Origin of the sequence: Nostoc sp. UHCC 0302 (genome assembly GCF_038096175.1) — a bacterium.
Taxonomy (GTDB): domain Bacteria; phylum Cyanobacteriota; class Cyanobacteriia; order Cyanobacteriales; family Nostocaceae; genus UHCC-0302.
The window spans coordinates 252016-274854 of record NZ_CP151101.1; the positions used below are offsets into that span (position 1 = coordinate 252016).

18 protein-coding genes are annotated in these 22839 nt (G+C 40.4%); 11 read left to right on the forward strand and 7 right to left on the reverse strand.

All coding sequences use genetic code 11. The annotated features are described in order from the left end of the window. Positions 1-48: 48 nt before the first annotated feature. The 3 genes from WKK05_RS39525 (at position 49) to WKK05_RS39535 (ending at position 1248) form a co-directional block, all read left to right on the forward strand. Positions 49-201 (forward strand): hypothetical protein, encoded by a 153-nt coding sequence (locus WKK05_RS39525; RefSeq protein WP_341531700.1) that lies wholly within the window; start codon positions 49-51, stop codon positions 199-201. 165 nt (positions 202-366) lie between these two features. Further along, entirely contained in the window at positions 367-588 is a 222-nt protein-coding gene (locus WKK05_RS39530; RefSeq protein WP_341531701.1) for a hypothetical protein, read from the forward strand. 192 nt (positions 589-780) lie between these two features. Next, the gene (locus WKK05_RS39535) at positions 781-1248 is read left to right on the forward strand and encodes a hypothetical protein (RefSeq protein WP_341531702.1); all 468 of its coding nucleotides are present in this window, start codon (positions 781-783) and stop codon (positions 1246-1248) included. Here WKK05_RS39535 and WKK05_RS39540 read toward each other — a convergent pair. Next, positions 1245-2021: a tetratricopeptide repeat protein gene (locus tag WKK05_RS39540; protein ID WP_341531703.1), complete on the reverse strand. Its 777-nt coding sequence runs from the start codon at positions 2019-2021 to the stop codon at positions 1245-1247. The genes WKK05_RS39535 and WKK05_RS39540 overlap by 4 nt on opposite strands. A 34-nt stretch (positions 2022-2055) precedes the next feature. After that, entirely contained in the window at positions 2056-6813 is a 4758-nt protein-coding gene (locus tag WKK05_RS39545; RefSeq protein WP_341531704.1) for a hypothetical protein, read from the reverse strand. A 37-nt stretch (positions 6814-6850) separates the two neighbouring features. Here WKK05_RS39545 and WKK05_RS39550 point away from each other — a divergent pair, with 37 nt between their 5' ends. Continuing rightward, positions 6851-7384 (forward strand): hypothetical protein, encoded by a 534-nt coding sequence (locus WKK05_RS39550; protein ID WP_341531705.1) that lies wholly within the window; start codon positions 6851-6853, stop codon positions 7382-7384. A gap of 77 nt (positions 7385-7461) precedes the next feature. On the opposite strand, the gene WKK05_RS39555 is transcribed toward WKK05_RS39550, so the two are convergent. The 5 genes from WKK05_RS39555 to WKK05_RS39575 all read right to left on the reverse strand — a co-directional run bounded on the left by WKK05_RS39555 (position 7462) and on the right by WKK05_RS39575 (position 12597). Beyond that, the gene (locus WKK05_RS39555; RefSeq protein WP_341531706.1) at positions 7462-7836 is read right to left on the reverse strand and encodes a hypothetical protein; all 375 of its coding nucleotides are present in this window, start codon (positions 7834-7836) and stop codon (positions 7462-7464) included. A 198-nt stretch (positions 7837-8034) separates the two neighbouring features. Beyond that, a complete protein-coding gene (locus tag WKK05_RS39560) occupies positions 8035-8445 on the reverse strand; it encodes a hypothetical protein (protein WP_341531707.1) in 411 nt (136 codons plus the stop codon). Between the two features lie 139 nt (positions 8446-8584). Continuing rightward, positions 8585-10447, reverse strand: a complete 1863-nt coding sequence (locus WKK05_RS39565; RefSeq protein WP_341531708.1) for an ATP-binding cassette domain-containing protein — start codon at positions 10445-10447, stop codon at positions 8585-8587. A gap of 418 nt (positions 10448-10865) precedes the next feature. Further along, a complete protein-coding gene (locus tag WKK05_RS39570; protein ID WP_341531709.1) occupies positions 10866-12095 on the reverse strand; it encodes a ParM/StbA family protein in 1230 nt (409 codons plus the stop codon). After that, a complete protein-coding gene (locus WKK05_RS39575) occupies positions 12088-12597 on the reverse strand; it encodes a hypothetical protein (protein ID WP_341531710.1) in 510 nt (169 codons plus the stop codon). The genes WKK05_RS39570 and WKK05_RS39575 overlap by 8 nt, the downstream gene beginning before the upstream one ends. A gap of 1078 nt (positions 12598-13675) precedes the next feature. On the opposite strand from WKK05_RS39575, the gene mobV reads away from it, so the two are divergent. The 7 genes from mobV to WKK05_RS39610 all read left to right on the forward strand — a co-directional run bounded on the left by mobV (position 13676) and on the right by WKK05_RS39610 (position 22774). Next, positions 13676-15382 (forward strand): MobV family relaxase, encoded by a 1707-nt coding sequence (gene mobV, locus WKK05_RS39580; protein ID WP_341531711.1) that lies wholly within the window; start codon positions 13676-13678, stop codon positions 15380-15382. A 106-nt stretch (positions 15383-15488) separates the two neighbouring features. Then, positions 15489-17273 (forward strand): ATP-binding protein, encoded by a 1785-nt coding sequence (locus WKK05_RS39585; RefSeq protein WP_341531712.1) that lies wholly within the window; start codon positions 15489-15491, stop codon positions 17271-17273. Further along, positions 17270-17791: a DUF192 domain-containing protein gene (locus WKK05_RS39590; protein ID WP_341531713.1), complete on the forward strand. Its 522-nt coding sequence runs from the start codon at positions 17270-17272 to the stop codon at positions 17789-17791. Before WKK05_RS39585 ends, WKK05_RS39590 begins: the two co-directional genes overlap by 4 nt. A 334-nt stretch (positions 17792-18125) precedes the next feature. Continuing rightward, a complete protein-coding gene (locus WKK05_RS39595) occupies positions 18126-18740 on the forward strand; it encodes a hypothetical protein (protein ID WP_341531714.1) in 615 nt (204 codons plus the stop codon). Between the two features lie 113 nt (positions 18741-18853). After that, a complete protein-coding gene (locus WKK05_RS39600; RefSeq protein ID WP_341531715.1) occupies positions 18854-19177 on the forward strand; it encodes a hypothetical protein in 324 nt (107 codons plus the stop codon). Between the two features lie 51 nt (positions 19178-19228). Then, positions 19229-22051 (forward strand): hypothetical protein, encoded by a 2823-nt coding sequence (locus tag WKK05_RS39605; RefSeq protein WP_341531716.1) that lies wholly within the window; start codon positions 19229-19231, stop codon positions 22049-22051. A 3-nt stretch (positions 22052-22054) separates the two neighbouring features. Next, positions 22055-22774 carry a hypothetical protein gene (locus WKK05_RS39610; RefSeq protein WP_341531717.1) on the forward strand — a complete coding sequence of 240 codons (720 nt, stop codon included), beginning with the start codon at positions 22055-22057 and terminating at the stop codon, positions 22772-22774. The last annotated feature ends 65 nt before the right edge of the window (positions 22775-22839 follow it).

The following is a 22839-nucleotide window of genomic DNA, read 5'->3' on the forward strand; positions in this document are numbered from 1 at the left end:
AGAACGAAGATTCTGCGGCAGCTATTCCTTGGCACACCACTATTTTCTGTGAATACTGAACAGATCAACGATTATTTAGCTCTTCAAACTCAGCCCTCGGTGGTGTTGATGAATCCACCATTCTCATCATCTCCCCGATTGCGCGATCAACTACGCTGGGTGTTCCGCCATCGCAATCCTGGCGCAATACCCCGGCAATGAAGACTGGGGACATCCTGTGGGGAATATCAGAGTTAGTTAAGACGGCATCAGCACGTTTCGTGACCGCGCGTTAACCGTAAGTACGCTCATCTACTGGCGGTTTATTTTTAAAAGAATGGCGCTCTGCTCAAACTTTTTGAAGTCCAACTATCACTTTTGTTAAATATGGAAACCAATTGTTCTCTAATCACAGAAAGTATGCAAGCTTCTTTGAAAACTCTTACAAGGCTAGACATCGTAATAGCTTGGGAGGTTAAAGGAACGCAATTGCTTCTAACTTTCTACGATGATGACAAAACATCACTTGACTTAACATCGCCTGATACATCTAACACTCTAGAGTACACTGCCGACTTGTATCAATCTCAAGAAGAAGAGTGGGATTAGCAGTTAGAAATATTTTAGAATCAGTTGTAATCGTCAGCACTAAGTATGCTGGCGATTATTTTTTGTAGGTAGCATTCCATTGTTTTGAACCAAGTGATCGCATTAAGCAGTTATGTCTGGCACAAATAATTAATTCAATTTCTTAAAAACGCTCCGCGAGAGATTGATGAAAATCTTGTGGAGAAAGCAATTATGGCTAAGAAAGACTTTACAGCCGCCCAAGCCGTTGAGTTGTACATCGGCAACTATCGGTTTGATGCTATTAGGATTGTTGAGACGAAAGAGTACCGGATGTCTCAAAATCAAATCCTTTCAACAATTGGTATCAATCGTAACTGGCTAATCACGTTACCTTTTAAAGCACCTAAAATCTATCAAAAGTTTGTAGGGTATGGACTAAATCATGTTACCCTTTTTGCGGAATATACTGTCAATGGCGTTGGAACCCGTGCTGAAACAATATCAGTAAAGGATGCCAGAATAATTTGGCGTTATTTCAATACAAAAGGAAATGCACAAGCTCGGAAGTTAATTGATGCGCTCTCAGAAGACTCACTCACCAGCAGGTTCGAGCAAGTTTGGGGTGAGCAACGAACAATTGAACAGCGGCGCATAGGTGATTGCCGCATCCTTGATACACCGATTAAGCCACTCTGTTAATTAGAGTGGCTTAATGTTTTCTCTGCCATCCTGCTTTCAAAGCCAAACAAGTCCTTATATACTTCATAATTTGGAAAAAGTTGCATAATTAAACTTCTCGTGAAAATACAGTATGCTATATTTTCTTGAGCTTCATATAAATCGAAAGCACGAAATAAATCTTTTTTGGCTGGCTCCTCATCGCCTAAATGAAACTTGACTGTTCCTCTACCGCAATAAGCTTCTGGACAATTAGGATTGAGAAGTAATGCTTTTTCTAACTCTGCGAGTGATTCTGGCAATTCTCCCGACAAAAAATGAATATTTGCTTTGTTTATGTAGGGTTCTGTACGGTTAGGCTCAAGTGATATTACTTTGTCAAAATCCTCCATTGCCGCTTGTAAATCACCAATATAATTTTTATAGACATCAGCCCGATTAAGATAAGCTTCAACTAAATTTGGATTCATTGCAATCGCTTGATTATAGTCTTCAACAACAAGAGAAAATTCCGATTTTTGACAAATTTTTAATCGAGCTAAACCCCTGTTATTATATGCCTCTGCTAAATTTGGGTTCATAGCTAATGCGCTGTCAAACATTTGAATCGCACCTTCATACTTCCCAATTTGAAACTGAATTATTCCTATCGTATTGTGAACTTCAGCATAATTAGGATTAAATAGTAATGCTTGCTCGAAACATGGAATTGCTGCCTCTATATTCCCCGTTTTGAGATATTCTAAACCTTGATGATAAAAAACTTGCGCTTCTGACAAATTAACTGTGTCCATAACTTCTAATATATCTAGTGAAATTTTTTCAAATCTAGCTCTGTAATTCTACATCCTGTTCTTGATTTTGAGCCAAAGCTTTATCTAACTGAGTATTTGCATTCTCGAAAGTCTGCAACACTTCTGAAGTTACTTTATTAATTTGCACTTTGCCTGATTCCAAACTCAAAATCACTTCGCCATTCTTTTGTGCTAGAGCTAAATCTTTGGTTTGGGCATTGAAGCTCAAATCGTAAGTTTTTCCATTGACGAACGTAAAACCGTCTCTTGCCGGTTGCCCCCAGACCATACCCACCTTCTGAGCAATTTGAGTAAGTCGGCTAATTGCTTCTAAGTCTTGTTTGTCCTTAGTCATTGCGGCTGTTGCTTGGGGTGATAGCTGAGTACCTGTTTTGAAAGCGTTGGCAACTTCTACAATCCGTTGCTTGTAGGCTTCAGGCTTACCTAGTTTATCAGCAGCAGCGTACCATTCTCTTAAATTGTCGATAGTTAATGATTGAGATTTTTCAACAGACGCAACAGCTTGTTCATTACTACTGTAATTACTTTTAATCGGCTGAACTTTTGGTTCACTTATCTCAATTACTTGTGGCTGTGGCGGCAAGAGATGTTTTGGTCTGTCAGGTAGCGTTCGTACTTTCTCTTGATACTGTTCCTGGGACTCAATCACATCCCCAAACTTATTGAGCATCGCTTTTTTAACTGATTCAGGAATGGAAGAGTTTACCAAGTTAAATACTGCCAATCCCTTCTTAGTTTCTAACGGTACATCCTCTCTTGGTACAGGAGTGAGCGCAATGTTCTTGCCGTTGAGCCACTTGGTTACTGCTTCAATTTTATGATTATCTACTACCAGTTGAGTTAGTCCTAACATTTTGTCTTCTGGCGTAGCGAACAATATAGTAGGACGTTCTTTAATTTTGTCAAGGATTGGCGCGGTTTTTTCTATCGCTTCTTGTTGCTCTTGATTGACTATTTGTTGACTGAAAACCTGATTCTCCTTAACCCAAGTTTTGGGATACTCAACTGTAGTGGGGTCAATCTTCACCATCATTGTTGTTGAGATATTACTTTGCAATTTGGCTGGTACTGGAGTTAACCTCCCAAAATTCAAAACTCCCAATTGTTTGAGAGCTTCTTTATCCTTTTTAAAATGTAACACCCCAAGCGGTTCTCCATTCAAAAACACTGCATCTCTTGTTTTTAATGGTGGCACTTCTAAAATAACTTTTCTATATTCAGCGTCGTGAAAAATTTTTCCTTTATAATCATAAGAGTTAATCTTATCAATCTTCAATAAATTTCCATTGGGCGACTCAGCAATTAAACACGCATAATTTTTACTCTCGGAAATAGTTGTTAGTTTTAAATTGAGTGGATTGCCATCTTTGATATAATTAAATGCTTGAAGCTGTTTGACAGAATCAGCATCTAATTCTCCCAACACTCGACCATCTAACTTGATTTTTACTGTTTCATCCGGTACTGGTACTGTACCAATTTCTAACATCACCTCTTGAGCGTGGAAAACTTTTTCGGCATGAGCAAATTTCTTGATTTCTCTGATAGTAAACTCTATCGGATCTGTCCCTGTCAGAGAAATTGTGGCGTTCGCGGTGTAAGTTTCCCCTGGCAATACATTAGCTTGAGCCTTTGTGCCGATGGGTAATTGTCCCGTTCTTGGCTCTAACGGTGCAAATTCTTTGTATTCACCATCACCATCTTGTACAAATACTAATCTCAAAGCGTGGCGTTCATGCTCTGGAGGATGATGAGATGCCCTAATTTCAATCGGATATTTCTCATCCTGATTCCAAGCTTTATCCTTGAAATTGTTCGCCTCATTACCTAATGTCCCAACTCTCAGTTCAGCAAATTGCATCTGATTTAGCCGGGATATAATTTCATCCCCAAACGCCGCGAACACAAAGTTGGGAGTCTTTTTCTGTATAGAGCTTTTACCTGATTGTTTATCCTCTAGCTCATCCTGCCTCGCCGCCCCCACACTCCATGCCGCGGAGGCCGCCGACAATCGCTCATGTTCTGGTATGCTAGCGCGAAATTCTTCAGCAAATTTATAAGCTTGCTGGAACATTAGTCTAGTCTGCCCTTTAGTCAGTTCGGGTCGGAATTCAACCACAGAAGCATTACTCGTCGCCATCCCTGGCTTGAGGTTATTTTCTTCAACTGACTGTGGACTGACTGTTCCCAGCCTACGGTACAATGTCTGGCCATCATCCCCAATTTCACTATTTATTTGGGCGAGTGCCAGTAATTTTTGAGATCGCTTGTCCGTTTCTAGTTTCAGATTTATGCTCTGTGCTTTCCAGATTAGAGGATGGTCGTAATAAGTTAGGTTCGTTATCTCAAGCTTTGCTCCCTGTTGCGTTTGAATAATTGCACTAGGGCCACGCTCACTTTCCCTCCGCTTTTCCATTGAAACTGCGGTGTTGAATAAACGGTCGAACTCGGATTTGGCAGCGAGCGCGTTAAATCTTTGTTGAGGGGTGAACTCAACGCCCTTGAATAAATCGTGGAACTGAACTATGGGGCGTGATTCTAGTTGTGATTGTTGGAAGTACTTGTTAGTTTGGTTGATGATTAGCTCTACGGGTGAGTAACCTGTGGTTCTTATTCCAGAATTTAAATAAGTAGATTTATTTTTTTTTCCTTTAATATAATCAACTTGGCGATATAAATAACGGCTGTTCTCTTTAATTAAGCCCATTTCCGGCTTTTTAGAACTTTTGAATAAATCTACAGCTATTTGATTGTGATAACACGCCTCCTCAATCATTATCCTGTACAAGGAGCGATTTTTCTCCATCGCTTGGGATATAATTTCATCTGTTCTAGGTGAATTTGCTAAAGCTATAAAATCTTTTATGTAAGGCTTATATTCTTCTCTAATTGGTAATGGATTAATCAAGTAATTCTCAGTTTCTAATAATTTTTGATAATGCTCTGATACCCGATCTAAATACTCAGACTGTTGTTCTGGAGTTCCGTAAATTTTTAGAATTTCGATTTCCGATTCTAATGCCTCCAATGCAGTCACTTGATTATTAATCACGCCCACACTTATACTATCGCTCATGTGTATGGCGATTTGCTCAAAGGGTGGTTGTTCCCCGTCAATATAAAATGACTGTTTCTTCTCCTTGACAGTAGGAGCGTAAGCATTTTCGGGCTGATTTCGATACTCAGCTTCGGCTGTAAAATTTGGATACTTGCTTGCTAACGCTACGCCAATGCAGTCACCATCAAAATCTCTTGCCTGACGTTGTGATTCGGTTTCTAGTGGTGCTGTTTCGCCCTGCTGGAGTCTCGCTTTGATGCGTTCTAGGTCTTCATCATTAACAACAATAATTCCTTTTAAACGTGTTCCGTCTGGGGCTAAACAATCATCAATAATTTTATTGGTAGATATACATAAACCATTAGAGTTAAGAAACGGAGAGCGAAAATTAAGAATTTTTTCTCCATCATCCAGCCAAGGTACGCAGATTTCCCCATTTTTCAAATCCTTGGATGGAATAATCATAGCTCTGTCAAAGGTTAGAGTCCGTCCCAAAGCGATATCCCGCCACTCACCCTGGACGAACTTAGCAAGTTCTTTCCTCATCTTCTCTGTTTCTAAAAGCTGATTGTGACCTCCCACTAAATCAGCTTTGATGAGTTTGTACATCAATAAATCATCTTTCGCTGATTTATCATGTTCATCATCATTTATTTGCAATTCTTCTTCAGCTTGATTCCTAGTAAATAGTTCTAATTGTTTAATTAATGAGCCATCAGCAATTTGCTCAGTAATTTGTTGTTCTAAGGAGGTTTTTTGTTCTTTAATGAAGGCTTTACGTTTCTCGTATTTCTCACAGTAAAGTTGAGCTACTTTCCTCGGATCATTCTGAGTTTCGGCTAGTTTCTGAGCTTGTGCCTCTAGCTCCTCAGCAAAATCTTTAATTCCTTGAGGAAATGATGCTAACAGTTGAGATATCGCAGTTTTACCTTGCTCTGATTGGGATTTTTCTCCTAACCAAATTTTCTGCTTATATAATCCTGGTTGTATCTGCGGCTTGGATGGGCCATTAGGACGATCTTTATCTGTACCTTTAAAGCTAGATAGCGGAATAATTAAATCAATTTTGGGTTCGTTATTGGTGTCAGCATATTTTATTTGAGCAAAATTATATGGTCTTAAAGTTCCTTTCCCAAATCGGTATTTAGTATCTTCTCCATCTCCTTCTCTCCAACCAAAGCGGTGCTGGATTACACGATAACTTTTATCAGATTGCTCTTCTCTTTTAATTAAGCGATCGTACAGTTGTGTAGAAATTTGCCCATAACAGTCACCCACCAATTTAAAAGCAACTTGCTTGTCAAGAATTCCTCCATTGTCACCTTGAGCTTCAGTAGAGTCATCTACAATCAAAATATTTAACTCTTCATGTATTGAATTTTTACACGCTCCTAGAAAAATTGAACCGTAAGCACCTCTATCTTTTCTATCAGGACATAACTTTTCAATTCCTTCCAAACATTCTGGAGACCCGTACAATAATCGGGTTTTAGAAGATAATAACAGTGTATGCCCATTGGGATGATTTCTTAAATCTTCTGGTGTACTATATTCATCTATATGTCCAAAAGAAAACTGTTGATCTGGAAAGTAAAATTCTAGTAAAGTATTATCTAATTTTTCAGTTAAAATTGAATGAGGGTTCTTATTATTTACATCAGTATAAATCCATTGATTTAGTCTGGTATTAAAGTGTGGGAAGTGCAAAGACATAATTTTATTTAATCATTGAAGTTTTTAGGAGTTTTATATGTCAAGAATTAAACGCTGGGTCAATATGCACCGGAAAGAATTTCATCCAGACGGGACGTTAAAAGATGAGGCTAGACAACAAATGTTATCTGAGGGAATGAATGAGGGAGCAATAGATAGTTATGCTCGTAGATGTAAGGCTCAGTACGATGAGTGGAAGCACCTGGACGAAATAGATCCAGAACCTTGGACTGTTTATACTGCCTACGATTTCTTCACCCCTACAGAAAAGCAGCAGTTCAACCCAGACGGCACTCTTAGAGCCGAATACGTTGAATCTGAACTTAGAAACGGGACTAGTCCGGGGTGGCTAGAAGAAATGGAAAGGCGCAAGAAGATTGAGGTTGATAGCTATAATCGCGTATCAGAGCGAGAAGCAGCATTAGGCATCAATTTTGGTGAGCAAGAAATGAATAGACTACGTGCTTCGAGCCAAACATACGTAGAACGTTTGAAACAAATGGAAGTAGACTTGAAAAACAACGAAGAACCCAGTACACTTCCGTTTGATAAGGATACTTCTTGGTTTTAAGCTATATATTTAAGATTTTTAGAAAGCTGAAAGTTTTGTCATCGTGATACTTTCAGCTTTTTAATGCTCCTGCCTTGTCAGTTGGCTTGCCGTTCTATAGCTGGAGGGATTACCCCAGGCGATCGCACAACTGACTTGTTGGAAGCGGCGGCAAGGAACGCAAACATTCCTAAAATAGCGAACGATGTAATAAAAACTTGCTGTACGGTGGCAAATACCGACTTGTCTTTTTCCCTCTGGACAGCAATGCGATGGATGTTTTGTTGATATAAGGAGAAATACAAATATTTCAACACTTTCTCACACAAGGCAGGGTCTTCGCCAGTTTGTACTTTCTGGCACAGGAGAATTTCTAGATATTCTCGGCGGCGATCGCAGTTAGATAAATCTTTTTCATCCGGCAGTTTTACTTGAGTTGTATTGGTGGGTTTATCAATACCTAATAAAGTCATACTATGGCCTTCTTTAATTGTTGAGTTAGTTGAGGAAACAGGTGTAGTTGAAAAATCAACTACACCCTACCGTGCTTCTTGAAAAATGGAACTCTATATCTAACTTAAAAAGTTTAAATATGCTTTCAAAAAAGAACTAGCAACTTGAGTACTGAAAAAATCAAAACTCAAGTTGCTAGTAAAGTTTGAGAATGTATGCTATATTTCCCAGTCCAAATCTTCAGTTGGAGATGGAGATAAAACCTGTGCTTTGGGTGGTGGTTGGGGTGTATCCGCAGAGAGTGGGTTCGTCCCATCCTGAAATATTTCCTCAGATAAAGTGCGCCCATCGCCGTCAATGTCGCTACTCAAAAAATACTCTAAAACCTGCGGTGGCGCACCATCATGAGCCGCTTGTGCTAATAAACTTTTAATGAATTCGGGAGATGCCTCACTATCAGCGAGAACCTTTAAGGTTTGTTCGGCATCTTGGAAGGTCATCTGGGAAATATTTTTCACACCCGCTTCTTCCCAGACATCGCCAAAATACTGACGATATTGCTGATTGAAGTCTTGCTCTTGGGCAAATTGGACTAATTCTTGTACTTGTAATTGTGTCGTCTCTGACATATCAATTGACTAAGGTTAATTGTTCGCGTTTATTGTTTGAGCCAACCATCTTGAGCAACTGTTGTAACAGTGAAAGTTGTTTAATGACAAAATTCAAAACACACCATTAACTTCTGAAATATTCCAGATTTTTTTACTGCTAACCCTTCAAAAATAGAGTTATAAACAATATCGATATCATTCCCCCAATCAAATAAATTAAATTCCAATTATTTTGAGATACATCGGTATAGAAGACTCTTTCATATCCATCAAGAATACTCTGAATTAACAAGTTAGCTTTTAACAAATCATTATTCAATGATGATGTTCTTTTTATCTTACCCAGCCCAGGAAATTTGCATTTAGTAAAAACATTTTTGTTGTAGCAGTTACATTGGGCTATAAGGAGAGCAGGTAATTTTTTCCTTTGGGTTTCTGATTTCTGCCAACAGAAGTCATCGGCTACATCTGCACCCATTTTTGAAAGCAATACTAAATTTTCAAACGAGTATTTTGATAGTATCAATTGACTCAGAGCCTTGGCATTGGGATTACCATTGAGGTTCTCTGTCGGCTGTATTCCACCACCAAAGACGATTTGAAAAACCAAAACGATGAGTATCATTAAGGGAGCGACACTAGGATTGGGAGCGAGCGCACTGACAATCAAACCCAACAACATACTGCCAAACGATGCTAGAAACAGGGTAAAGTACATTGCTCCTGTATTAGTATCAGCCCCAGTCACGTCAACTGCTGATAGCATCAAATAAAGTAGCACCAACGATTGGTATAAAGCGAGTACAAATGCTAGAACCAGCTTAGACATAAGATAGGGTGCTAGTCCTAAACCCACACTTCGCTCTCTTTTGTAGATTGGTCTTTCCTTTGCGATCTCTGGCATCATTGCCAGGGAACCAGACATAATCGCCATTACCACCACCACGAACAGCATGGAAATGGCTTGCCCCGCATTCCCGGTTTTGCTACTGAACAAGTCAGGTTTCCACAGTAGAAAATTGAGTGAACCTAATATTGGCGCTCCCAACAGCATTAATGCCAAGCTCAACTTATTTTTGAGGAGAATTGAGAGATTGCGTTGGCACAATACCACAAGCTGCTCTCTCAAATTGGGTTTAACTGGCGTGGGCGCTTGGTTCTGTTGTGGTAGCGATTGCAGGCGTTCGCTAATAAATTTCTTGTAGTACCCCGATGATTTAAACCGTTCTTCCCATTGCTGCGCTGAGAGTTGATGCTCTACTTTGTGATAGATTGCATCAAAATCTTGTACCCCAAAATAGTTTAACGCCAACTTAGGCGGCCCTACATATGCTAACCTTCCACCTTTAGCAAGGAAGATTACTTGATCTGCGATCGCTACATTCTTAGTAGCATGGGTAATTAGCACTACAGTACTGCTGACATCTGCTAGAGAACGCAACAACGACATGATTTGTAACTCTGTTCCTGGGTCTAAACCTGATGTGGCCTCATCCAGGAAAAACAAACTGGGGTTAGAGAGAAGTTCCACTCCAATGCTTACTCGTTTGCGTTGACCCCCACTAAGTTGCTTGATAGGGACATTCTTTCGCTCCAACAGATGCAGCTGTTGTAGTATTATTTCTACCCATTGCTGCTGTTTGCTAATTGATAAAAAGGGTACTCGAAGCTGGGCAGCAAAAATCAACGCTTCCCAAACAGTCAAGTCAAGATGAACTATATCGTCCTGGGGAACATAACCGATGAGGTTCTTGAATGAGTCATAGTTCTTGTACAGGTCAACACCGTTAACGAACACTTTTCCCTTGGCGGGTCGTTGGCCGTTGAGTGCATCCATTAAAGTTGACTTCCCGCCACCACTCACCCCAGCAATCACAATGAACTCGTTAGGCAAAAACGACAGCGAGATTTCATTAAGTAATGTTGTTGAGGCGAGTATAGGGTGGCTATTTTTTCGCAAGTCTATGGCATCTAGCCTGAGTCCTGCTCTTGCTCGATTTGAATCTCTACGAATCTCCATAGCTCTGGGAGATTAAATTTTGTTATTTTGGTTGCATTGGGCAGATGATACAGCAATTAAGCCAATAAATCATCTACTGCGGTATTGAAACAGACTCCGTGATTGTAAGAGCCAGCGCCTGCAAAGAGAAACACCATTCAAAGCAAAACCCTTACATTTGTTAGCTTTGGCGATGTTAGACAGAATGTCTGTCTAACATCAGACAGCATTAGTAGCAACAGTTGTCGTACAAATGCAAACTACTCTAAATCCCTTGACCAAGCCCCGTTGGGGCGGGGTGTGGGGTTGCAGGTTGGAAATAGCCCCAACAAGCTTCTTCGTTACAAGCCCTGTTTTTTCACTCTGGTTTGCATTGGTCAGAGTTCCAAGCTCAGTCCAATGCCGTCTTCACTACACCCAACACCCTACCCCCAACACCCTATTTTTGGCTAGTAGTGATATAACCATTCCTTTGCCAAATCTCCGTGTCTGATTTAGAACTATTGAATGGTTGAACATAATAATCAGGAACTAAGGGTTTGTCTTGGCGGTCATAGCTAAATTCATGATCCAAAAACTTGATATGGCTAATATGGGATGCCCAAACATCGGCGATCCTATCGCCTAATCCCATTGTGTCTAAATATTTAGGTAGTTCCATTGCGCCATTCCAACAAATGGGGATGCCTTCACAATCAAAATGTTCGGTTAGCTCTTGGCGTATAAAGGATGCTGTCCCACCACAAACTAAGATTTCATCCATTTGGGCAATATTTCTCAACCAGCGCCATAAAGCACGGCAGTACTCTTTGCGAACTATCGGTAAAATCCGACAAAACAACTCTACATCAGCATTGATTTCTTCGATTTTGGTTTTGCGTGATAGAAACCGCAGTGCATCAAAATTGTTATTCGTGGTTTCGGCTAAAGCTGAAATTAGGCGTAAGTCATCTTTTGATAAACCAACAGCAGTACGTTCTACAAACTGATGCACTACCCAATTCATCCCTAAATCTGTAGATTCAGATTTTATTGCATTCCCCTTGTGGGACAGAATAAAACTGGCATTACGATAGCCTAACATCAGCATTCCTATACTCTTTTGGAAATAGTTTATGTTGACGTTGCGACTGCGATATGCCATTATCCCCGCCCCTTCTGGACTGACATCAAAGCTACGTAATTTTGCTTTTAACCTCCCTGTTGGCGTGATTATTCCTGTTTTTAAGTTCTGTGCTAGTTTTGCTCTGAGCGTTTGCCCATCCGACGCTTCTCCCACTGGCAACAACAAATGTACATATAGCTCTATATCTGGGTTTTTCACTCCCAGCCGCCGAATTGCCAACCATAACATAGCTGCTACTTTCGGTAAGGCATATTGATACTTCAAATCTCTAATAGCTGATGTCCCCGCAAACATACTTCTGGCTAATGCTCCCAGGACATAGTATTCTTCCCCAATTCCTATCCATACCGTCGTATCTTGTACGAGTTGATTTGACAAATATTCTATTGACTCTACCCCTAAATCCGCTATTTCTGGTTCCATTGCTAAAACTATTGGAACCCCATCTGGATAAATCTGTGCTATCCCCTTCTGGGAACTTGTCCCTAAATCAATCGTTATCGCAACTTTTGTTTGTCTATTAGAATTATTTTTTTTATTCATCTTCACCCCCGTTTTGTTTGTCCCAGCCAAACATCCGCTTAATGTCGGTCATCTCTTGATAGTTTTGCGAGGAAAGAAATTCATTGTCATCGTCATCGTCATCGTCATAGTCTTCATCTTCAGTAGAACTTATTTGCCCATTTCCCGAAGTAACCCCTAAGACGGATAGACTATCTGATGCCACTATGTTTGATGCTTGCATTGATATATTTGATGTCACCACTAGCGGGTCTGGTGCTATCCCACAAGTTCTCCGAATTACACTAATTTGTGCTTCTAGTTGACTAATTGCCCAAATGCCAATCTGTCTTAATTCTTCTCCCCTCAGCCCCGAAGAAAACAAGGCAAGAGGTAGCCAGTGTTTTTTTAGCGTCGATGTAATTGTTTCCGAATAATCTTCCCTCAATTTTGAAGGCTTTGACCTCAAGTAATCAATTACTTCTGCATCTGCACTGTCACTCGGTCTTCTAAATGACACTACTCTATATCTAGAATCATTCATTTTTTTTGACTAAAATTCTGATTAGCGTAACGCGCTTTCTTAAAATTATTACACTAATTTTTATCACCCAATTTTTTTTATTTTTATTTTGATACCGCCTAACTTAATTAAATTTAATATCCTTGCTTTTGAAATTTATGTTGTCCGCCTCAATAAAGTATTTACTTAAGAATGGATGCACATACAACGCTGCATTTTTTCTTCTAATCCTTCACTTAGACCCTCATTTTTTTAATCTCTACTAATTTACCGGGGTTTAATTTGCTTTTACGTGGTCAAAATGTATTACTAATCACAGTTACAAATAGCAGACATTTTGTATATAAATAGGGGTTTTAGATGCAAAATGTCTGCTATTTTGCATCGCTTATACACGCTTTTAAATGTTATATCTGTCATCAAATGTTGACAAACAGGTACAAAATGTCTGCTATTTTGCACATCGATTTTTTGAAAAATTGCCCTCTAACACTTACTCCAAAAAGCTTTGAGTCGATTTGTTCAGTTTCTTGTATTCTCAATAGGCTTGAAATTATTGAGAATGTGTACTACAAAAGTATTGTTTTTGTACTTCAAGAAAACAGTTTTTTTCTGTTTGTGCTACAAAATACTACTAAAAATTACAATTTAGCGCTGATTAACTTCGAGCGAGTGCCAAAAAATTCCGTTATCAACCATTTCACTATCGAGTAATTCTCAAAAAATTCTGTGAGCAGCTCATTAATTCTCATTAATCAAGACTTATTGACAACCAAACAGCCCGAAAGCCTTGCTATTGCGTGGTTTTTTAGTCCAAGTCACAGAAAGTTCGATGTTCTCTACTTAGGCTAAAATTGTGTCAAGAGTGACTATGTTGCTAGGGGAATCTTGGGGATGGCGGGAGAATTGCCCCAGAACTGCTGTAGGGCGGCTTAGAATAGTCGTACTTACTACGGTTATTTAGCCCTTTTCGCATTTGAGCGATTTAGCTGAAAAAGTGGCGTGAAATCAAGAAAAAACAGCAATAATTTGAGTAATATTTGTTTCTCAGTCAGTCAGCCCAAAAACTTGTATTTCCAAATTTTAGCGTAAATAAAAAATGGCATACGCGATCGCGCGATTAAAAAAATTAAAGCGGGGTAACATATCAGGGAGTGCATCTCACACCGCACGAGAAAGAGAAACCCCTAATGCAGATCCCACTCAAAAAAATATTCGGTTCATCGGTAGTCTTGACCCAGAGGAACAACTAGAGGATTTAGTCTTAGCCAAGATAGGGGACTCGGAGCAGAGGCGAAAGATTCGCACTGATGCGGTGTACTGTGTAGAGCTACTGTTGAGTGCCTCGCCTAGCTACTTCCGTCCCGACTGTCCCACACTCGCTGGTTATTATGAACCACAAAAGTTAGATGATTGGCTAGAAGCGACTCACCAGTGGTTAGCGGATGAATATGGCAATCGCATTGTGAGAGCCGAGTTACACCTGGATGAAGCCACACCCCACATTCACGCTTACTTTGTGCCGATTGATGATGAGGGACAGCTACGGTGCAATCATTTCTTTGACGGGCGGCAGAAAATCCAACAATTTCAGGATTCGTACTACCAGACAATGCAGCTAATTGGACTAGAGCGGGGTTTAAAAGGTAGTAAAGCGCAGCACCAGGACATCAAGGACTTTTACCGCATTGTGGAGGAGGGGCGCAACTTAGAAGTTGATGAACTGAGTGCAGCGCAATTGAAAGCTAAAGCAGCTGACCGAGACAGAGCCAATCAGCGTAAACAGGAAATGGAAGCTACAGCCAAAGCTCTAGCACTTGAAAATGAACAGTTACGGCGGCGGATAGAGCAATTGGAGCAAGATAATCAATCAATAAAAAAACTTACCGAATGGTCAACTGATTTAGCTTTAGATGATGTTGCTTGGGAGTTAGGGTTAAATTATGATCATGACCGATGGTGGGGTCACGGACACATCATTACTATCGGTGGCGCTCAATTCACTGACCTTGCTCCTGGTTGCCAATTTCAAAGTAATGGGGCGCTCGATTTGGTGAAGCACGTTAACAAGTGCAGTCAATCAACAGCGATCGCATGGCTGGGGGAGAGATTTGGTGAAGTCGGCGCAGAACGTGCAGCGATCGCTCACGCTCAAAAAGTTGTGGCTGACATTATTCAAACTCAACCAGCACCCCAATTCACCCTACCCGTTGAGGATAAAGCTAACTGGCCAGCCGTTGAACATTACCTCAAAGAGAAGCGAGGCATACTCTCTGATTGCGTACAAATGTTACATAACCAGGGGCTAGTTTATGCCGACTCAAAAGCAAATGTTGTGTTTGTAATGCGGGATCTCGACGGAAATACCAAAGGGGCCTTTTTAGAAGGGACAGTTAATAAATTTTCTGGTTATGAGTTAGGTACAATTCGTCGTGATAGCTGGTTTTACTTTACTTTGGGGAAAAAGCCTACTGATAAAACTAGCAATGCTGCGCTGTGTGAGTCTCCCATCGATGCTATCTCAGTAGCCATGCTGGAATATCACGTTAAAGGAATACCAGAGAACAAAACGCTTTATATGGCAGTGTCCGACCCAAAAAGTCTACCTGTCGAAAGATTACGTAATGTTGCCCATGTACAAGTGGCTTTTACCCAAACAACTGTGGCACAAGCTGTTAAAAAAATACTGCCAAACTCGAAAATACTCAAGTGCAAAACTGGGGATTGGAATAGCCAATTAGTCAATTTCTCCCGTCAATTACAACAACGACACTTACAACAAAACCAAGAGGAACTAGAGCTATAGTTGCAAAAAGTCAAGCAACTCTAGTACCGATTTTTTCAGTATCAAAGTAGCTAGTAAAGAGTTTTAGCTGTCTCTATTATCGGGATGAAATTCACACAAAAGCCTAATGAGTAATAAGCTAACAAAGCAAATATTCTCTCTAATCAAACTTAACAATAAGCTGATAGCTGTCGAGTCTCCATTGCAAGAAAGGCTCAGACTTTTGACAAATCTCACCAGTGAATGCTTTGCCCAGGACATTAACTGTTACCTGTGGACACTGGAAGATGATGCATTACACCAGTTATCTACTAATGAGGAGGGATTAAGTTTACAAAGGGTTGACCAGTATCAGGCGATCGCCAAAAATCGACGCGAACATTACTTTGAAATTCTGAGGTATTGGAAATCCACCAATTTAGAAGGAATCTTGATACTAGAGGGTATATTCCCCTGGCTGGGGGAACAGACTAGCGACCCCGATTTCTTTTTAACTGCGGAATGGATCAAGTCAGCCCTGATTAACCTGAAGCTGTACAATTGCAATGCTAACAAGACAGCAATCCTCTTAGGCCCAAACGCTAGTCTCTCATCTGACATTGCACCGGAAGTTCCCATCATTGTGCAACAACTGCCAACTATTAAGGAAATAAGCAGTTACTTAGTCCAAGTTTTACCTGATTACAGTCATTCTGATATTCATGCGACGGCGATCGCTGGCGTGGGGATGTACTTGGCAGATATCGACTATGGCATTCGACAGGCGCTCACAGTTGGGGTGGGTGATACGGACGAATTGATCGCCTCACTATCCGCTTACAAAATTGAACTGTTCAAGCGGATTTACAATATTCAATTTCTCCAACCCCCTAGCACTCCTATCGGTGGTTTGGAACTGATGCAGCAAGCGTTTAAAACTTATAAGCGCCTTTTATCAACGTTGGCTAAAGCTTATAACCTGCGCTTACCCAAGGGAATTTTACTAATCGGGCCACCGGGGACAGGAAAATCTTACTCGGCTAAAGCAAGTTCTGCACAGTTAGGACTGCCTCTAATTATCTTAGAGTGGGGTAGTTTCCGCAGTTACGGTAATTTGGCTGAATATAAGCTAAAAAACTTACTCGCACTCGTAGACCGAATTAACCATGTGATTCTGTATTTGGACGACTTCGATAAAGGATTTGCCGGGGATGATGATTTATCCAAACGCCTAGCTGGTATGCTCTTGACCTGGATGCAGGAACGTACTAGTGAGGTTTTAATTATCGCTTCTGCCAACAATATTGAATGGTTACCACCAGAGCTAACCAGAAGTGGACGCTTTGACGAGATTTTCAAGGTGGATTTACCCAATTATGGAGAACGGCACTCAATTTTTAAAATCCACTTAGCCCGATTTGATCCTCGTTTTTGCAATGGAGGCGATGCGTACAGCCAACAAGATTGGCGCAGATTGCTCAAACAGACACAGCGTTGTGTGGGTGCGGAGATTGGGGCAATTGTCGAACGTGCTGCTGTTTCTACTTTTTGCCAAATGTTTAGTGATGATGTTACACCAGCTAGTAGTTCACCAACCCAAAATTGCTGGGTGGAGGGCGGCAGGGGAGCAGGGGAGCAGGGGAGCAGAGGAGAGATTTGTACAAGTTCTTTCACCCCTGCCCCTCCGCACCTCTGCCCCTCTGCTTACCACAACGCAGAGTTGTCTTGGCAGACTACTAGTGAACTGCCACCACTTGAGATTACATTGTCAGAATTGCTCAAAGCAAGACAGAATATGAACCCTCTGGCAATCCGTGAGGCTGACCGGGTTGAAAGTATGCGGAATAAAGCTGCTTTGCAAGGTCAAGCATCTAGTCCAGTTGATTCGTCTATATATAGTCTCGGCGATATTGATATCTTTGGGGAATTATGAAAACTTTAAAAATCCCTTTTGAGAAAAAATTGTATGCTGCTGGTTTTAAATTACTGAACATACTAGGGCCGATTACTGGGGTATCAATCATCATCGGTAATTTAACGATTATTTACTTACAAACTCGTCCCCAAGAGTTACCAGTTACCCACATTCTCACCCACGGTGAGCGCACATTTAAGCTCTCAGTCGCCTCTACACCAGAGCAATTAGAGAAGGGGCTGAAATTTCGCACTTCCTTAAATGGCGATTGCGGAATGTTATTCAACCTGGGCAAAGAGATTTACAATGTGCCTTTTTGGATGTACAAGGTAAATTTTCCCCTAGACATCTTTTACATCAAAGACAATGTGGTGACAACGGTGGTTTACAACGCCGAACCTTGTCACAAAACCCCTTGCCCCATATATAAAGGGCGAGTTGCTAATCAGGTGTTGGAGCTTGCCCCCGGTGCTGCCAATATCAAAGTAGGGGATAGGCTTAATATCCAACCGTTATCAGTTTTGCCTAAGAATTGATATCGGGTTTTGTACCTGTACAGTTTTCGATTGGCTTTCTTATTTCTTGGGAATGGTTTTAGAACATAAAACTATTCAATAGTCAATCCCCCTATTTGACACTTACTGAAGGCTTGACAAAAATATTTATACTGTTAAATGATTAAATAGAATAGTATATCAAGCAAAAAACTTGCTAATACTAGATTATATTTTTAGCTACGTAGAGTGTTGATGTTAGCAATAATCTACCAGTACTACAGTTCTGTTTTTTTTAGTACCAGAGTACGTCGATTTTGGGTTTGACTTATTAAAGAATGTGCGTATTCCTAAAGAAATCGTTCAGGAGAACGAGATGCGTACTTCCTACGGATACCCAGAAAATTTTTCCACTTCAGCAACAGCAACACTTTCACCTGACTCTAAGAATGACAGAGCCAAAAAAAGCACACTTGCACTCATGGGAGTGGCTGGTGTATTGATGATAGCAGAGATGTCCATCCACAATATATTGATGGGTGGATTTATGATTGCGTCCGCCATCGTTATTGCTCTACCGAAACAGTCACAAGCATTATCCGCAAACTTCGATAAATTACAACGCAAATATGGAGCCAATCTCTATACAGTGTTGTTTGCAATTCTAGCAGTCATTTGTTTCTTAGACTTTGCTGCCGCTCCTGCCAATGCTCAGTTTTTTAATAACGCTCAGACATGGATGACTAACAACTTTGGTAATGCTAATAATGGGCAAACCAATGCAGTTATTGTTTTGTTTTTCAACGTACTAAGAGGCTTATTTTTACTCTATGTTGGTATCAGTTTAGTCCGTATAGTACAATCTGCCCGAAATGATGAAGATTGGCAAAGTTTGGCGAGAACTCCATTAATTATAGTGTTGGCAGTTTTTGCAGGAGATTTAATCACAAGTTTAATTATTGGTGGAGGTGGTGGTGCTGTAGGAGGGTAATTTTCGGCTGAAAAAACTAGACATTCTTGAGTTTCATGATGGCTAGGGGGAAAGGAAAGAAAATTTTTTTCCCCTACGTAACTCAACTAAAGTTATCTTCATTACTTCAAATCATGAGAAATGAACATAGATTTAGAACTGTAAACCGAATTCTAGGAGAAAGACCCAGGCTAGGGCCATTCCCCGCAGATCAAATATTCCCTTGGACATTGATAGCAGTAGGAAATGTATTTATTTTTAACTATCTGTTAAACACAAGTTGGTTGGGGACTGGACTAGCGATCTCATGGGGATGGGCTAGTTGGTGGACAATCTCTACAAAGGGCGATTTCTTCGGTAAATTTGTTAGTATTCCTCGAATTAGCCGGGGATACATGAGACATCAATCAATACAACAGAAGTCGGAAGTCGGAAGTAACAAGCTAAAAGACTATTAGGAAATTTACAGATAAATTAGATTTTATATTTTTCAAGTTATTGATAAAACTATGAAAAGTTCTAAGCAAGATAAAAATAAAGATAAATTAGGGAAAGGGAAGTTAGAAAACGAGCAGATTAGTGTTGTCAAAATGCTCACTCCCTTTGAAGATATTATCCATTTAGCGGGTATTTGTAACCTCAACTTAGGAGGTAGGCAGGGCGTAGGCGCATTAATTCTGAAAAAAGGTGAAAATATTCAAATTAAATTCTGCTTTGATTGCTTGGGGGTTCATCCCAATCTTCCAACAGAGCAAATGCTGTCTATTTTTGAAGGGATAGAAGCAGGTCTAAAAGAAATACCAGAAGGAGAAAACTTAACAATACATTTAGGGTCTTTTACTTCCGACTATAGCAGACAAAAAGAATTATCTTCTTTAGAGTCAGCTTGCTCTATTGACCAGTTAAAGCTATTGCTCCGTAGTGAAAGATTGCGAGTTAAAGAATTAACGCAAAGTGGAACTCGCAAAAATAAATTCTTACAACTATGGTGTACATATACTGTAGTCTCTGACGATGAACGTTCTCAGGATTTTATTGAATCTATTATTAGAAAATTAGAGAAGGGCTGGTTTCGCTTTACAGGGGAAATTCATGCCCATAATAATATCAGGATTGAGAATATTCTCCAAAATTCATTTAATGATGGATTTTTGCAGTGGTCAGCCATTCTTGGCAACAAAATGAAGTTGGGAATTAGAGCTTTAAGTGCTGAAGAAATTTGGTCAATAATTTGGCAACAGTTTAATTACTCTACACCTCCACCAATTCCTAACCCTCTTTCTATAGACACAATAAATGGACTAGTAGAAACTCAAACCAGTGATTTTCATATTCGCCACCAGATGTTAGAGAATGAGGAGTCTATACCATTCTTTGACAGGAAATGGGTAAAAATCCAAGATAAATATATTGGGGCGCTCAACTTTAGCCAAAAGCCAGGGGGCTGGTATGACGAACAAGCACAACTGCGATATCTGTGGGAGTTAATTTCTAGAGATAGTATTTATGACACCGAGGTGATTTGTCAGCTAACTAAGGCCAACCAAACTATCTCTAAAACTAATTTGCAGAGAATAACTAAGCAGTCGATCACTAGCACTTCTTTATCCACAGAGAAAGGAAACATTGATGTCAAGTCAGGCATGAACATTGAGTCAGCCGTAGAAGCACAAAAGACAATATACAAAGGTAGTGTTGTCGTACATACCGCAGTCGCTTTTCTCGTTCACCGCAAAACCATTAGGGAGTTAGATGAGGCTTGCAGATATCTTGCCAGTTACTTTCTGCGTCCGGCTGTTGTAGACCGAGAAATTGAGTACGCATGGAAGCTATGGTTGCAGTGCTGTTCCTTTGTGTGGGAGCCGTTGTTAACCAAGCCGTTTAACCGGAGACTGCCTTACTTCAGTTCAGAAGCACCGGGGCTGATGCCATTGATTAGGACTGCCACAGGCGATCTCACTGGCTTTGAATTAATTGCAGAAGAAGGAGGCACACCAGTACACCTAGATTTATACCAGAATCATAAGAATTTGGCTGTATTTGGTGCTACTCGAAGTGGTAAATCTGTACTGGTGGCAGGAATATTAACCCCAGCTCTGGCACAAGATATTCCGGTAGTGGCACTAGACTATCCCAAACCAGACGGTACTTCTACATTCACCGACTACACCAATTTACTAGGTGAAAATGGGGCATACTTTGACATCTCCAAGGAATCAAACAATCTTTTTGAACTGCCTAATTTACGTTCTCTAGATGCAGAACTAAGAAATGAGCGATTGAACGACTTCAAGGAATTTCTCAAATCAGTGCTGATGACAATGGTGATTGGAACTAGCACTATTGGCGTTAACCCTTCAATGGTTACAAACATTGAGTCTATTATTACGTTAACATTAAAAACTTTTTTTAATGATGATGAAATTAAATTGCGGTACAAGTTAGCAATACTTCAGGGGTTTGGAACTAAAGAATGGAATGAAACTCCGACACTCAAAGACTTTTATAATTTTTGTTCTCCGGCTTTCATACAATTAGATTCTATTGCTAGTAATAGTCAAGAAATTCCCGAAGCTTTGCAGCAAGTGAGACTGAGAATAAATTATTGGTTGAGTACCAGGGTAGGACAATCAATCTCACGTCCATCCAGCTTTAGAACTAATGCCAAACTCTTAGTATTTGCTTTGCGTAATTTATCAAGTGAAGCTGATGCTGCCATACTCGCTCTTAGTGCTTATGCGGCGGCTTTACGTCGCGCACTTTCTTCAAAAGCTTCAATTTTCTTCCTGGATGAAGCGCCAATTTTATTTCAATTTGATGCGATCGCTGATTTGATTGGGCGATTATGCGCTAACGGTGCTAAGTCTGGTATCCGCGTTATTATTTCTGCTCAAGAGCCAGAAACCATATACCAAAGCAAAGCTGCTCAGAAGATATTTGCCAATATCACTACGCGCTTGGTAGGCAGGGTTCAATCATCAGCGGTTGACCCATTTATTGTTCGTTTTAAGTATCCTACTGAAATCATCAGGGTCAACAGTACTGAAGCTTTTTATCCGAAAAAGGAGGGGATTTATTCTAATTGGCTATTAGATGACAATGGCAAGCTGACTTTCTGTCGATATTATCCGGCTTATTGTCTATTAGCGTCTGTCGCTAATAATCCCAACGAGCAGGAATTACGAAGTCTATTTCTCAAAGAATATCAACACAATCCTTTACTTGGCTTAGTCAAGTTTTCGGAGGATTATATCAGGATGATTCGCGGAGAAAACCTCTCAGACTTAGCTAAAGGGTTGATTTCAAAATCACATTCAAAGCAGGTGGCGTAAGTCATGAAACCAATCATAAAAAAATTGAAAATTGGTGCGATAACTGCTGCTACTTTTGGCGGTTTCTTTATTGCTGCACCTAGTTATGGCATCAGCATTAACGATTTTTTTAGTTCCATTGTCTCGGATATTCAAACTGAGCTTTCCAAGATTCAAGATAATGCTAAGGAAAAAATCAATATCAGTTGGGCTGACATCAAGGAAAATGCTACTGCGGCAATTGATAGTTCTATCGGACAATTGGGTGCGCCCGACCCTATCGCTTCAGCAGAACAACTCAAAGATTCTCTCAAGGATGATTATTCTTATCCAGTAGCTCAAGAAAAAGCTCAGGAGCTAGAGCGCCAAATTACTCTGGCTTCTGTCGCTAGTGTTGTTAGCCGGGATGGCCAGCAACAAACTCAAGCCAAGATTGATATTACTGCACAAATCGCCCAGCAAGCAAAAAGTATTGCTGACGAAGCACAGAATATGGATGCTTCTCAGAACGTACTCAAAGCGATCGCCGCGACTAATGGCTTAATTGTCTCAATGTTGGCACAGCAGCGTACTGATTCACTCATGGCAAGGCAAGATACATCGTATTCAAACCTGATGCTGACACAAGTGGCAGAGCATCTTGACTCCCAACGGAAAAAGGAGAACTTCCAAGAAGATGGCAGGCTGTCCCTGTTACATGAAGTCGTACTTAATGCACGCCTAGATCCAGCTTCTGCTGATTAAAACGGTATAGAAACAGAATAGGAGTTAAAGCTACAACAGCTTTTCTTCCTATACAAACAATTAAC

What these genes read in the sequence shown, in the direction of transcription:
- WKK05_RS39530 (WP_341531701.1), top strand. Translation starts at nt 367, where the DNA reads ATGGAAACCAATTGTTCTCTAATCACAGAAAGTATGCAAGCTTCTTTG.
- WKK05_RS39535 (WP_341531702.1), top strand. Translation starts at nt 781, where the DNA reads ATGGCTAAGAAAGACTTTACAGCCGCCCAAGCCGTTGAGTTGTACATC.
- WKK05_RS39540 (WP_341531703.1), bottom strand. Translation starts at nt 2,021, where the DNA reads ATGGACACAGTTAATTTGTCAGAAGCGCAAGTTTTTTATCATCAAGGT.
- WKK05_RS39545 (WP_341531704.1), bottom strand. Translation starts at nt 6,813, where the DNA reads ATGTCTTTGCACTTCCCACACTTTAATACCAGACTAAATCAATGGATT.
- WKK05_RS39550 (WP_341531705.1), top strand. Translation starts at nt 6,851, where the DNA reads ATGTCAAGAATTAAACGCTGGGTCAATATGCACCGGAAAGAATTTCAT.
- WKK05_RS39555 (WP_341531706.1), bottom strand. Translation starts at nt 7,836, where the DNA reads ATGACTTTATTAGGTATTGATAAACCCACCAATACAACTCAAGTAAAA.
- WKK05_RS39560 (WP_341531707.1), bottom strand. Translation starts at nt 8,445, where the DNA reads ATGTCAGAGACGACACAATTACAAGTACAAGAATTAGTCCAATTTGCC.
- WKK05_RS39565 (WP_341531708.1), bottom strand. Translation starts at nt 10,447, where the DNA reads ATGGAGATTCGTAGAGATTCAAATCGAGCAAGAGCAGGACTCAGGCTA.
- WKK05_RS39570 (WP_341531709.1), bottom strand. Translation starts at nt 12,095, where the DNA reads ATGAATAAAAAAAATAATTCTAATAGACAAACAAAAGTTGCGATAACG.
- WKK05_RS39575 (WP_341531710.1), bottom strand. Translation starts at nt 12,597, where the DNA reads ATGAATGATTCTAGATATAGAGTAGTGTCATTTAGAAGACCGAGTGAC.
- mobV (WP_341531711.1), top strand. Translation starts at nt 13,676, where the DNA reads ATGGCATACGCGATCGCGCGATTAAAAAAATTAAAGCGGGGTAACATA.
- WKK05_RS39585 (WP_341531712.1), top strand. Translation starts at nt 15,489, where the DNA reads ATGAGTAATAAGCTAACAAAGCAAATATTCTCTCTAATCAAACTTAAC.
- WKK05_RS39590 (WP_341531713.1), top strand. Translation starts at nt 17,270, where the DNA reads ATGAAAACTTTAAAAATCCCTTTTGAGAAAAAATTGTATGCTGCTGGT.
- WKK05_RS39595 (WP_341531714.1), top strand. Translation starts at nt 18,126, where the DNA reads ATGCGTACTTCCTACGGATACCCAGAAAATTTTTCCACTTCAGCAACA.
- WKK05_RS39600 (WP_341531715.1), top strand. Translation starts at nt 18,854, where the DNA reads ATGAGAAATGAACATAGATTTAGAACTGTAAACCGAATTCTAGGAGAA.
- WKK05_RS39605 (WP_341531716.1), top strand. Translation starts at nt 19,229, where the DNA reads ATGAAAAGTTCTAAGCAAGATAAAAATAAAGATAAATTAGGGAAAGGG.
- WKK05_RS39610 (WP_341531717.1), top strand. Translation starts at nt 22,055, where the DNA reads ATGAAACCAATCATAAAAAAATTGAAAATTGGTGCGATAACTGCTGCT.